8 protein-coding genes are annotated in these 12,747 nt (G+C 68.4%); 2 read left to right on the top strand and 6 right to left on the bottom strand.

Going from position 1 to position 12,747, the window contains the following annotated elements; translation table 11 throughout:
- Window positions 1-62: 62 nt before the first annotated feature.
- Together HUA74_RS19490 and HUA74_RS19485 are read left to right on the top strand one after the other, a co-directional pair.
- Window positions 63-464 carry a hypothetical protein gene (locus HUA74_RS19490; RefSeq protein WP_141643576.1) on the top strand — a complete coding sequence of 134 codons (402 nt, stop codon included), beginning with the start codon at window positions 63-65 and terminating at the stop codon, window positions 462-464.
- Between the two features lie 117 nt (window positions 465-581).
- The gene (locus HUA74_RS19485; RefSeq protein ID WP_174455699.1) at window positions 582-1,697 is read left to right on the top strand and encodes an FAD-binding oxidoreductase; all 1,116 of its coding nucleotides are present in this window, start codon (window positions 582-584) and stop codon (window positions 1,695-1,697) included.
- Here HUA74_RS19485 and HUA74_RS19480 read toward each other — a convergent pair.
- The 6 genes from HUA74_RS19480 to HUA74_RS19455 form a co-directional block, all read right to left on the bottom strand.
- Window positions 1,694-3,496, bottom strand: a complete 1,803-nt coding sequence (locus HUA74_RS19480) for a lipopolysaccharide assembly protein LapB (protein ID WP_246137251.1) — start codon at window positions 3,494-3,496, stop codon at window positions 1,694-1,696. The two genes, HUA74_RS19485 and HUA74_RS19480, sit on opposite strands and share 4 nt — an antisense overlap.
- A 186-nt stretch (window positions 3,497-3,682) precedes the next feature.
- Entirely contained in the window at window positions 3,683-4,444 is a 762-nt protein-coding gene (locus HUA74_RS19475) for a hypothetical protein (protein WP_174455698.1), read from the bottom strand.
- Window positions 4,445-4,451: 7 nt separating this feature from the next.
- On the bottom strand, window positions 4,452-6,824 hold the full coding sequence (locus HUA74_RS19470; RefSeq protein WP_174455697.1) for a glycosyltransferase: 2,373 nt from the start codon (window positions 6,822-6,824) through the stop codon (window positions 4,452-4,454).
- Between the two features lie 19 nt (window positions 6,825-6,843).
- Window positions 6,844-7,563: a hypothetical protein gene (locus HUA74_RS19465; protein WP_174455696.1), complete on the bottom strand. Its 720-nt coding sequence runs from the start codon at window positions 7,561-7,563 to the stop codon at window positions 6,844-6,846.
- 21 nt (window positions 7,564-7,584) lie between these two features.
- Window positions 7,585-10,671 carry a hypothetical protein gene (locus HUA74_RS19460; protein WP_174455695.1) on the bottom strand — a complete coding sequence of 1,029 codons (3,087 nt, stop codon included), beginning with the start codon at window positions 10,669-10,671 and terminating at the stop codon, window positions 7,585-7,587.
- A gap of 12 nt (window positions 10,672-10,683) precedes the next feature.
- Complete coding sequence (locus HUA74_RS19455; RefSeq protein ID WP_174455694.1) at window positions 10,684-12,747, bottom strand: ATP-binding protein; 2,064 nt, start codon at window positions 12,745-12,747, stop codon at window positions 10,684-10,686.

The following is a 12,747-nucleotide window of genomic DNA, read 5'->3' as shown; positions in this document are numbered from 1 at the left end:
TCCACTGTCAGGCTGGCTCGCGGCGGACGCGGAGCGATGCCAGACCTCGGGAGATAGCGACCATGGGGCTCTTCAAGGACGTTCTCGGCAAGGCGCTGGACATCATCAAGCCGGCCCTCACGGCCATCAACCCCGCGCTCGGTATCGCGGCGGGCTTCGTCAGCGGCCTGATGAAGGGCGAGAACCCCCTCCAGGCCGGCCTCGGCGCCGCCATGGACATGTTCCCTGGGGCGAGTGTCGCGAAGAACCTGCTGAACAACTTCCCCGGTAAGTCCCTCCTCGAGGGCATGGGCGGCAACAGCCTGGTGAGCGGTCTGCTCGACAAGGTCTCCAAGCCGAGCCAGGTCACCGACCTGCTCACCGACGTGATGAAGGCGAACACGGAGAAGGGCCTGTCGGAGCAGAGCCTGAAGAACGCGCAGGAGCTGTTCGCCAAGCGCATGGCCGAGACCGCGGTCGCCTGATTCACGCGGTCGACTTCACTTTCGCCCTCCCCCCCGGGCGCCGCACCCTGAAGCAGGGTCGGCGCCCTTCGTGTATTCAAGGGGCAACCCCTCGCATTGCCTTGGTGAGTCTCGCGGATGAGTTCCAGCTCGGATGTCGTGGTCCTGGGTGCCGGTGTGGTGGGGCTGTCGGCGGCGAGGCGGCTGGCGGCCACCGGGGCGCGCGTGACGGTGCTGGACGCAGTGGACCCCGGCGGCAGGGGTTCCCGCGCTGCCGCGGGTGTGGCGATTCCGTCCGTGCGCCTCTACGACGACCCGGCCATGCTCGCTTTCTCGCAGGCGGGAAGGGCGACGCTGGCGGACGAACTGGCCTCTCTTCCGGAGGGCCACCTGCTGCGCCGGGGCCAGGGCATCCTGCGCATCGCCGCGGATGCGAAGGGGCGTGACGCGCTCGCCGAGCGCGCGGCCCGACATCCGGACGAACTGGGCACGTGGGTGGATGCGGCCCGATTGGTGGAGCTGGAGCCCGCGCTGGAGGGAACGCCGCTGCTGGGCGCGTTCGAGTCCGCGCGGGGCCACATGGTCGACACGGAGGGCTACGTCAACGCGCTGCTGGGCGCGGCGCTGCGCGCGGGTGTGCGGCTGCGGCTCGGTGAGTCCGCGCGGTCCGTGGAGGAGACCGCCGACGCCGTGGTGCTGCGGACCGACCGCGAGACGCTGCGCGCGGACCAGCTCATCGTCAGCGCGGGGCCGTGGTCATCGACCTTCCCGGGGCTGCCACCGCTGCCGCTCAAGCCGGTGCGCGGGCAGATGTTGGTGGTGCACCAGCCGGGCCTGTCCCTCTCTCGCGTCGTCTCCGGGCCCACGTACCTGGCGCCCTGGCGCGCGGGAGAAATCGTCGTCGGCGCCACGGAGGAGGACGTCGGCTTCGTGGAGAACGTGACGCCCGCGGGCCTGCTGCACCTGAGCGCCACCGTGGCGAAGCTCGCGCCGCGTCTGCGGGAGGCTCGCTTCGTGCGCGCCTGGGCGGGCTTGCGCGCGGTGACGCCGGATGGTCGCCCGTACCTGGGCCGCTACCCGGGCACTCAGCGCACCTTCGTCGCCACGGGCCTGGGAGGGCAGGGCATCCTCACCGGCGCCCACGCGGCGACCGTGCTCGTGGAGCTGGTCGCGTGGGGACGAACGGAAATCGCCGCGCCCTTCGCGCCGAGCAGGGCGTCGTCGTTGAACGCCGTCGTCGAAGAGCGTCGCTAGTACAGGCTGACCGAGTCGAAAGGCCGGTTCAGCTTCGTCCGGGGGCGGGGCAGCAGGGCTTGCACCGCCGCGGCGTCGCCTCGTCCCAGCGCGTCGACCAGGGCTTGCGTCTCCTTGGGCCACGTGGAGCTGGCGCGGGCGCAGCGCAGGGCCTCGGACCAGTCCGAGCGTCCGGCGGCCAGGGCCAGCCCCGCGAGGCTCTCCGCTGCCTTGAGTGGCTCGCCGATTTCGCGCGCGTGTTGCTCCGCGCGCGCGTACCAGTCCACCGCCGAGTCCATCTTCCCGTCGTCCAGGAACATGCGCCCCAGCTCCGAGGCGATGACCTGTCGGTGGAAGGAGTCCTTCAGGGCCTCCGCGCTGGCATACGCCTGTGTGAAGTGCTCCACCGCCTCCGCGCGTGCTCCCGAGGCGAACTCCAGCCCCGCCAGCCGGTAGCGATGGTGCTTGGAGAAGTTGACGCCCCACTTCTCGCTGATGCCCTCGAAGCGCCGCCACGTGGCGATGGCGTCGGAGAACTGCCGCGCCGACTCCTGGAGGTAGCTGGCGTTGGAGATGAGGTTGATCTTCAGATGCGTGGCGCTCGCGTCGTGCAGGTCGCCCACGCAGCGCATGGCGAGCTTCTCCTCCACCAGTGCCTTGTCGAGCTTGCGCTCCTGGAACCACGTCAGCGCGCACACGTTGCGCAGCCAGCCCTCCTGGAGCGCGCGGTCCGGCGCGGTGCTCTTCGCCAGCGCGGCCACGCCCGCTTCCACCTCGACGCGCGCATTGGGGAGCTGGCCGAAGCGCTTGGTCAACGTCAGCGCGCGGAACATGTGCAGCCGCGCCACCAGCTCCGGAGGGATGTGGCACTCCAGGCCTCGGCCGAACGCCTCCATCGCCGCGTCGTGTGCGCCGGTGAAGACATGCACCACGCCCATGCTGCGGTGGAGCAGCGCCTTCAATTCGTCCACGTCGCCCAGACTGCTCCGGTCGATTTCGATGGCGGGGGTGGAGAACCCCGTGTCCAGCACGTCCCACGCCTGGGCCACGCGCGAGGCGAGGTGCGAGTCCGGGTCTCCGTCCAGCAGCGCCAGGCCGTGCTCCGCGGCCAGCAAGGCGCCTTCGTAGTTCGTGGTGAAGAAGCACTGACGGATGGCGAGGATGGCCGCCGCCACGCGCGACTCACGCGACTCCGAGCCATCCACCACGAGCCGCAGGTAGCGGCCCTCCAAGTCCACCGCCGGCTCTTCCCGACGCGAGGACACCGGACCCGGGCCCGACGCGTGGGGGACTCGCAGCCTGTCGCTCAGCGCATCCAGGTAGGCCTGCCGCCGTGACTCGAAGACGGCTGCGCCATGGGGACGCCGCATCCTCCAGCCGGTGAACAGCAGCGTCCCGTCCAGTCCGTCCAGCCGTGCCCACTCGGCCGCGCGCATCACCGCGCGCAGGCTGACCAGGTCGCACTCTCCAGCGCCGTGGAGCACCAGGGGACGGCCGCTCACGCGCAGCGTCTCGACGATGGCGCGCGCGGCGACGGTGAGAATCCAGAACGCCTGCTCGGATTCGCGGTGGAGCCGACGCTCGGAGGGAGAGAGCGCCAGGTCACCCAGGTCGGCGGCCCCCTGGATGGCGCCCGGAAACAGCCGGTTCCACTCCGAGGGATGCGCGGCGGCCACGGCGCGGACGACCTCGGGAGCGGTCTCCTCGCAGGCACGGAGGACCTTCCTCAGTCCCCCAAAGGCGGTGGGCAGCGCCACCCCCACGTCCACTTCGATGGCCCGGGAAGGCAGCGCGGAGGGAACTCCCTGCTCCACGGACACTGCGAAGGAGACACCAAGTACAGCGGGTGGGGCGCTCACTGTGGGTCCTCGAGAGGGGGTCGAGAAGGCGTGCCTGCTGATTCTTCGACAGGCCCCACTTTCACATCCTCTTAGCAGTCGAGCAATCCACGGCCGACGTGTTCACTCAGAGTGAATGTCTCGGGAAGGCAGGGCGCGTCACAGGCCTCATTCCGCGGGGGCTGGAGCGGAGAGGCCCTGGGTGTGATGGAGGATGAGTCGGGGAAGCCATCCGCCGAGCTTGCGACAATGTCTCAAGGCGGACAGGTCCATTTCCTTGTACGGCACGCCCCTCGCGCCTCGGCCGAAGTAGTGGATGACCCAGGCATTCTCCAGGAGCCACGCCACCTGGTCCTCGGACAGGCGGAGTTCGCCGGTGAAGCCGCTCTCGGAGGGCCAGTTGAGTCGCCCGGTGGGCAGTGATTCGACGAGGCGGTGATGGGTGCTGATGAGGCGGTTGCACACCGTCTGGTCCGTCCAGTGGTCCCACGCCTCGTCGGGGATGGCCATCATCGCGGAGAGCCAGTGCCGGGCGAAGGCGTCTCCTGGGGGACTGGCGCAGACCCCAGCGCAGCGGCGGCGCGAGTCCCAACACTCCTCGCCAATCGTGAAGCGCTCCACGTCGGGCAGCGGGCGCAGCGTCACGGTGTCGAACGCGTCCAGGTACCAACCGCCGTTCTGATGGAGCGCGAAGGCCCGCATGCGCCGTGAGGCGACCTCCGGCCGCGTCGTGCCCAACTGGGCGCTGAGCTGCGCCAGGTCCTCGAAGCGGGCACCGGGGAGCAGGGGTTGATAGCGGTGGATGCTCTGCTCATCGCAGTAGACGAACGTCCGGGCCTGGGGATTGTGCTTCATGGCCGAGCGGATGGCCGCGACGACGGTGGGGCGGAAGGCTCCACCGTGGAAGCAGAAGTTGAGGGCGGGCGTCATGTCGGGTTCAGGCCGCGAGGAGGGCGTGGACGGCGTCGAACGCATCGCCCATCAGCGAGCGCACCGTGTCGGTGGGATGGGGGTGCCAGTAGCGATGGTGAACGCGCTTGGGGTCCACATTCGCGTCATGGATGCACGCGACGAAGAAGGACGGGTCGTCGAGCACGAGGAGCTTGCGGGACGGGTCGCTCCAGAGGAACCGCGCGTCCTCTCCGATGTTGATGTCGGGGAATGGGTTCCGACTCCAGAAGGACTTCGTGTAGCAGAGCGTGTTGCCGGAGACCCAGGGGCGCTGGCCGGCGGGATAGACGTACTGCCAGGAGCGGTCCGTCGCGGGTTGGTGGTAGTAGACGCGCGTGAGCCCGCAGACGGAGGCGCCCGCGTCGAGCAGTGACGTGGCCTGATAGCGAAGGCGTCGAGGGGCGGACCAGTCGTCGTCGTCCCAGTGGACGATGAGTTTTCCACGCGCGGACTGACAGGCGAGGTTGCGCTTGGCTCCCACGGAGTGTCGGCGCTCCAGTCGCAGGTAGCGGATGCGCGGGTCCTCGGGCAGCAAGTCCTCCACGGCCTGGGTGCCATCGTCGACGATGATGAGCTCTTTCTCCGGCCAGTCCTGCGCGAGGAACCAGCGCACCGCCAGCGGGACGAACTGGCGCCGGTTGAACGTGGGCATGATGCAGGACACCGTGGGCCGAGCTTCGTCACGCGACGGGAGGACCGTGAGCCGTGGCTCATCGGTGCCGAGAGCGGCGGCGGCACGAGCGAGGGTGAGCGTGGGCTTCGCCTCTTCTTGCGTCCGCGCTGGAGGTGGCGTCGGGCTGGGAGCCACTTCCTGACGGGTGGCCATGGCGCGCTTTTCGAGCACGACCAGGGTGCCCGCGGTGTGGAGCGCGCGGTAGCGACCCTCATGGAGCAGCTCTCGCACGAGCCGCTTCACGCCGGGGAAGTAGTCGGCGCAGTCGTGGAAGGCGACCAGTCCTCCCACGGCGAGCCAGGGCTCCAGGTGGAGGAAGTCGGCCGACACGCTGGCGTAGTCGTGGAGCCCGTCCACCAGGAGCAGGGAGATGGGCTCGTTCCACGCCACGGTGGGCGCGTGTTGGTGGTGGACCTGGATGCGCGCCGCGAGCCCGGTCCGCTGGAGGGTGTGTTCGAGCTTCGCGCGCGTGGAGCCCATGTTCTGGAGGTTGCTTCCGCGAGCGCCCACGACACCGTCACCCGGGTCGATGGCGTGGATGGGCGGCGCGACTCCGAGCGCCTGCGCCACGCGGCCGAGCACGACGGTGGCCTTGCCGCAGTAGCTCCCCACCTCCACCACGGCATGCGTCGCGGGCAAGGAGGTCAGCGCGCGAGAGGTGGCGGCGATGAGCAGGTCTGCCTCGTCGTCGGTGAGCCAGCCTTCGACTTCGCGCATCTCCGCGAGGATGGGCCGCGTGAGCAGCAGCCCGGAAGACTCCGAGCGTGCCGCGTCCATCACCGGGGCTTCGCTTGAGGCGCGCGTGTCCGGCACGGCATTCCGTTCGCCGTGGGGCTTCGCGTCAGGCATCCCCGCGAGCGTGGAGGGGCTCTCATATCGGCCGAAGCGTCCGCGCACATGGGTGCGCAGCGGGTCGTCGAGCTGGCGCGGGATGGGGTGTGCCCAGAACACGTTGGGTGTGGCCATCGCGGCGTCGAGCTGCGCGGTGGAGTACCGGACGCGGTAGCGGACCACCTCGTAGTCACACGGGCTGGTGAGCACGCGGTGGCCGAGCAGGGCCGTAAGCGTGGGGAACAGCACCTCTTCGGTGGCCCAGATGCGCGAGCGGCGGAGGATGTCCTGGAGCTGCGAGTCGCGCTCGAACAGCGAGACGAGGTCCTGGGCCGCGTCGGCGCTGAAGACGGTGGACGGCCAGAACGTCCAGTGGACGAACTGCGACTCGCCATTGGGAAACCTGCGCAGGAAGGGACGCCACAGGTCCACTTCGCGCCGCGCATGGACCGCGGGCGCCGTGCGAGCTCCCGGGCCGTGCGGCGCCTGCACGTTGCCCAGCAGGCCCGCGCCGGGATTCGCGGAGAAGAACGCGCGCAGGTGCTCGGAGTACCCGGGCCGCAGGCCCAGTTGGTCCGAGTCGACGATGGTCATCGCGTCGAACGGATGGTGCTCCCGCGCGAAGCGGAAGCAGTCGAGCGCGAAGTCGTGCAGCCATCCCCACTTCATCGGACGTGGGGTGGGGTGGATGACGGCGTTGAAGTGCTCGAAGGGAAAACCCTCGAGCAGCTTCGGGTTGTGCCCGCCGTTGTAGAGCAGGATGAGCGAGCTGGGGTCCAGGTGATGCAGGTTGCGCACGAGGTCGACGACGCAGTCGGGACGCTCGTGGACAAGGCAGGCGAAGATGTTTCGCATGCGGGAAACCTCCCGGGTCCTAGTCCTGCGTTTCCATCAGGTCGCTCCAGGTGGTGACACCTCCAAGCACCTGGCAAAGTTCCTGGACCTTGATGGCAAGGGTCGCGCCGCTCTCGAAAAAGTCCGTGTCGAATCGACCCAGGGAGATGAGCAGTCGCTCGGGTTCGGTGGCCCACCGCTTCACGTCGATTCGAGCATCGGGCCAAGCCCCCAACTCTTGGGCCAGCTCCGCGATGAGCGTGGGTGGGGCCTCGGCAACCTCCCGCTGAAGCTCGGAGGGCGTCAGGGCTCCACTTCGGAGCGCCTCCAACTGCTTGAGTACGACCTCCGCATGGGGAATGGCCGCGCCATCCAGGAAGTCCGCGACGACGAGACAGTCCATGGGTGGCTGTGAGGGCTCTCCTGTCCAACTGGAGTCACTCGCGAAGCTGCGTCTCAGCTCGAAGTCCGACCACGTGTGCTGGAGTGGCTGCGCGAGCTGAACCTCGACTTGCCAGTGGTCGTTCCAGATATCCTCCCAGTCGTCGGCGTCGAGGTCGTCCGCCAGGTAATTCGTGGCGAAATGGCTCACGCGCCAGGAGGTGAACGGGGTGTTGGGTATTCCGAGGTCGCTGAGCATCTGCTCCACCATCTCCCGACTCCCCTGGTGGAGTTGTTTGACGGCGGTGGCGAAGACCGCGAAGCCCAACGTCCGTTCGTCGTCCTGCATCGCGGCATTCCAAAGAATGAAGTTTTCCATGGGACCCTCGGCTATGTGGCGCTACGGATCCTTCGGACCACGGAACCGCTCCGTCACCTTACGATTGTAACTGCCCTGGTTCTTGCCCGCGTTACAAGAGCCGCACATGACGATGAGGTGCGAGTCGTCGTCATACCAATTGTTCCGTTCGCCCTGAAGCATGTCGTTGCCCCCGCTGGGCTTGTTCCACTGGTCCACGACCTGCTCGGTGTGCTCGACCTCGATCTCCGAGCGGAGGAGCAGGGGTTTGTGGTTGGGCCCCAACTTGCCGGTGTTCTCGCAGCGATAGAGTGGCGCTCCGCTGGGAGATTTCGTCGGGGAGAGCGCGCGGCTGAGCATGTTCGCCAGGGGCTGCTTCCGGAACTTCTTCTTGTAGAACCGGTCTCGGATGACAATTCCAGGCGTGATCTCCATCGTCGCCTTGTCGACGTATTTGGAGACTTTCTTGAGGTCGTGCTCGTCTGTCTCGTCGCCTGGATTGACCTTGCCCTTGGCTCGGTACTTCGTACCCCCCGTCTTCTTCAGTTCGAGCGTCTTCAGTTTGTACTTCGTCTTGATGCCGGGCAGCTTGCCGTTGACGGAATTGACCGAGGCCTCGGGTTGAGAGAGGAGGGCGTTCGCCTCTCGCAGTGCGGCCTGAAGGTCGCGTTGCTTCTCCGCCGGTGTCCTGTTGTCCGGAGGCTGCTCCTTGGCTCCTCCGCCCCCGAACATCCGCTTCGCCAGGGCGACCAGCTTCGCCAGGACCTTGTCGATGGCGCGGTCCACCATCCCCTGCACCTTGAGGATGGTCTCCTTGATCTTGTCGCTGATGCCGCCCAGGCCGATGAGCCGCGCCAGGAAGCTGATGACCACGGGCACCGCGCGTCCCAACGCCTGCTCAATCCAGTTGGCCGCGCCGCCAATCGCTCCCGTGGCGATGGCGTGCACCGAGCTGATGATGGCCTCGATGAGCGCCATGATTTGACTGGCGCGCTCGATGAAGAACATCACCGTGTTGTAGATGGCGAGGACGGCCTGGATGATGGCGCCCGCCGGGTTGAACATGGAGATGATTTTCGTGATGGCCTGTTTGACGACGGTCTCGATGAGCCACGACTTCAGCGCCTCGATGACCATGTCCTTCAGGTTGCCGAGGTTCTCCTTCATCTGTTCCCACATCGCCGCGGGGCCAGACGTGACGAGGGTGCGCACCAACTCGAAGACCTTCTCCAGCAGGCCCACGGTGCGCTCGCCCAGGAGCTTCACGGCCTTGGCGCGCATCCGCTCGTAGGTGATGCCCAGCACCGCGAGCACCAGCTTGAGGATGCTCGGCAGCGTCAGGTCCGTGGGGATGGGGATGCCTGCCTGCGCCAGCGCTCCGAAGAGCCACTGCATGAAGCCGCGAATCAGGTGGGCCTTGATGTTGCCCAGGAACTGCTGGACGCCCAGCTTGATGGCGGAGATGAGGTTGGACAGGAACCCGATGGGGTCCGCGAGGATGAGCTTGATGGTCTCCCAGCCCTTGCGGAGCAGGGCCATCAGCTTGTCCTTGAACTCGGTGAGGATCTTGATGACCTCGCCGATGGCGTCCGCCAGCTTCTTCAGTGCGCCGGCGTTCTCCTCCTCCAACTTCTTGAGCGCCGCGTCCGCCTTGTCGAACGCGTCCTTGTATTTCTGGGCCAGCTTCTGGGCCAGGTCGTTCTTCTTCGCGTCGATGCCGCTTCTCAGCTCGTCGAAGCGCTCGCCCACCGCCTTCTGGGCTTCTTGTCCCACGCTCTGCAAGTCGCGAGGGAGGCTGTCGACATAGGCCTTGATGGCGGCCTGTCCCTTGTCCACGTCGGCCTTGGCCTGGGCCAGCCGGTTGTCCACCGCGGTGGAGATGCGCACCGCGAGCGCGTCCATCTTCGAGGCGAAGCGCACGCGGGCCTGACCGAGGATGACCTTGATGCCCTCGGGCACGGGGCGGAACAGGTCCGCCACCCAGCGCGCCTTGCCCGTCAGGCCGCTGTAGCGGTCGTCCTTGAACTTCTCGATCTCACGGTCCGCATAGGACTTCATGTCCCCCAGGGCCGCCTCGGCGCCCAGGTCGAACATGCGCATGACGTCCGCTTCGAGCGTGGACAGCCGCGAGTCCACCCGTTGCTTCGTCTGCTGATACATCCGCTCGATGTTCGCGGTGACTTCCTTGCGCCGGGCCTCGTCCTTCTGCTTCGCCAGGAGCTGGCGCGTCTTCACCTTGCTGTTGCCAGACACGCGGACGCCGGCCATCTGCGCCACGCCGGCACGGGCGTCTCCGCCTGCCTTCGCCTTGGCCTGACCCAGGGTGCCCGTCTCACTCGCGCGGTACTTGCCGGGCGCGGCCCCGGCGGTCTTCTCCGCCTGGCCCTTCTCCGAAATCACCTTGGAGAAGCGCGGGTCATTCGCCTTCTTGAGCTGGTCGGGCGTCAGCTCCGCGTCCTTCATCTGCTGGTCGGCGTCCTGCTTGCCCTTCTCCAACGCCTGCACCGTGGCGTTCGGCTTGGGCGCGGGCATGGCCTCCGCGCCGTTGACCGGGAGCGACTCGGGCGCGGGCTCGGAGGGCATCGCCGAGGACTGCCGGGCGGGCACGCTGCTGGGATCCGGAGCCGCCGCCGTCGCGGCCTCCGTGGGGCCCGTGGCCGCCTGCTTCGACTCGCTGACGCCTCCGGCGACGCTGTCCTTCACCTGCGCCGTCTCGTTGCCCTCCATGAAGCTGTCGGCGTCATCCAGCGTCTTCGGCATCGCCTTCTCGATTTCCGCGCGCAACATCGCGAGGAAACCGTTGGGCTCTGTCTTGGGCGCTTCCGCCGCCTTCATGGCGTCGACTTGATTGCCCTTCGCCCCCGCGAGCTGCTCGGTGGGCGGGGACACGGCGGCGGCCTGCGCCTCCGCGGCCTTCTGCGACGCGGGGGGATGCTTCTTCGTCTTGTCGGAGCTCTTCTTGAGCTGCTCGATGACCTTGCGGAAGCGCGGGTCCTTCTCCGCGTCACCGCCGACCTTGATGGCCGCGCCTCCTGGTGCCGCCGCGCTCGTGGCCCCCGCGCGCGCGGGCGCCGCTCCTCGCGCGGGTGCGCGGGAGGCAGCTCGGGCGGGTGCGCGGGCGGGAGGCATGGGTGGTCTCTCTCAGCCTCGCAGGGACTGCGTGGTGGACCGACGCAGTGGGCAGACGTCTCCGGCCTTGCGGTACTCGCGAGTCACGCCCGCCTCCAGGTGCGCGGAGCCGAGCGGCGCCTGCTCCTCCAGCGCGAGCAATGAGGCGTGCAGCACCGCGTTGCGAATCTGTCCGCCGCTGAGCTGGCAGCGCGCGGCCACCTCGCGAAGCAGCTGGCTGTCCACCGCGTGCGCGGGAGGAAGGTGGAGCTGCCAGAGCGTCCATCGCTCGGAGGCGTCCGGGGAGCGGAAGTCCACCACCACGTCCATCCGCCGCTGGAACGCGGTGTCGATGGCGTCGGCTGCGTTGGTGGTGATGATGAGGATGCCTTCGTAGGACTCGATGCGCTGGAGGAGGTAGTTCGTCTCCAGGTTGGCGTAGCGGTCCGTGGAGGAGCCCACGCCCGTGCGCCGCGCGAAGAGCGCGTCGCCCTCGTCGAAGAGCAGCACCACGTCCAGCTCCTCGGCGAGCGCGAAGATGCGCGCGAGGTTCTTCTCCGTCTCGCCGATGTACTTGTTCACCACCGAGGACAGCTCCACCCGGTACACGTCCAGCCCGAGCGCCGCCGATACGAGCCGCGCGGCCAGCGTCTTGCCCGTGCCACTGGGGCCCTGGAAGAGGGCGCGCACACCCGCGGTGAGCTGTCGAGCCAGTGCGCTTCCCACCGCCGCGCCCATGCGCTCGCGGTTGCGACAGCGCGTCTCCAGGAGGCGAAGCTCGCGCAACGTCTCGCTCGCGACGGAGAGCTGGCTCCAATCCCCTGGCGTCGTCACGCGCACGGCGAGGGTGTCCAGGGCCTGTCGATTGAGCGCACGCGTGGCCTCGCGCACGTCCGAGGGTTCCACATGCATTCGGTCCGCGAGTGCCGCGTGCGCCTGGGCCAGGCGGGCCGCGCGTCGGAGGTGTCCCCGGGTGAGGCGGAAGCCCGTGCTCAACGTCTCCAGGGCGGGACAGGCGCGACCGGCGAGTCCTCGCTCCCAGTGCAGCATGCGTTCGTCGGGGCCCGGCATCGCCACGTCCAGCGTGAGTGCGCGGTCGACACCGTCTCCCGTGACACCGCCCAGTCGGCCGAGCACGACGCCCAGCGGTCCGTCGAGTCCCTCCAACGCGGGAATCTCAGCGGCCTCGCCTGGAGGAGGGTCCGTCACCGCCACGGGCATCGCGTGCAGCAGCGTCGCCAGCGGGCCCACGACGCGCCAGCGCGGGTCCTCGCCTTTCTGGAGTCCTTCCACCTCGAGCACGCCGCGTCCGAGCGAGCGGGCCACGGTGCGCAGCAGCGTGCGCCGCCCATTGTGACGAGGTCCCCGCAGCACCACCGCGCGCACCTCATCGGAGCCGAGCAGCGTGGGCAGTCGTTCCAGGGCCTCGCGGAGTGACTCTGGAATGATGAGCGGCTCGTCCTGTTCCAGCCGCTCCAAGGGGTGGTGTTTCATCCACGACGTGGGCTTGTCGGGCGCCTCTCCTCGCAGCGCATCCCAGACCGCGCCAGGGACATGGAGCGCCCACTCGGCGCGAGGGGCCTCGCGGTCCGTCACCTCCACGAGCCCCAGCTCCATCAAGCGGCGCAACCGCGCGCGTGTCTCTCCCCGGTCCTCATCGCCGCGCCAGCCCGCGTTCAGCAGGCCGAGCGTGGGACGGTGGAGCGTGGGCGTGCCCTGGAGTGATGCGAACAGCGCGCCGAAGCGGGCATCTTCTTCCACCATGCCCACCGCGAGCAGGAGCGTCAGCGTGTCATGGTCCAACAGCGCGGCCCGGCGCAGCGCGCGCAGGGGGAGGTGTTCGGTGACGTCCTCTTCCCATGCGGAGATCGCCTCGGCCCACGGGCCTGCTCCGGTCGACACTTCATGTGGGTCGATGCCCAGCTCGGTGAGCTCCGCCCGGTAGCCTTCCAGGAAGGGGAAACGCGCGAGGAGGGAGTCCTCGCCACCGCACAGGCTTGCACCCTGGGCCAGCACGCGTGACGCGGCGGCGAAGAAGTAGAGCTTGAAGTGCTCGTGTGCTTGGGACTCGGTGGGAGGAGGCTGGGAGATGGACAT

Origin of the sequence: Myxococcus sp. CA051A (assembly GCF_013336705.1) — a bacterium.
GTDB lineage: Bacteria > Myxococcota > Myxococcia > Myxococcales > Myxococcaceae > Myxococcus > Myxococcus llanfairpwllgwyngyllgogerychwyrndrobwllllantysiliogogogochensis.
The sequence above is the reverse complement of the archived record's forward strand: the minus strand, read 5'-3'. Positions and strand labels throughout refer to the sequence as shown.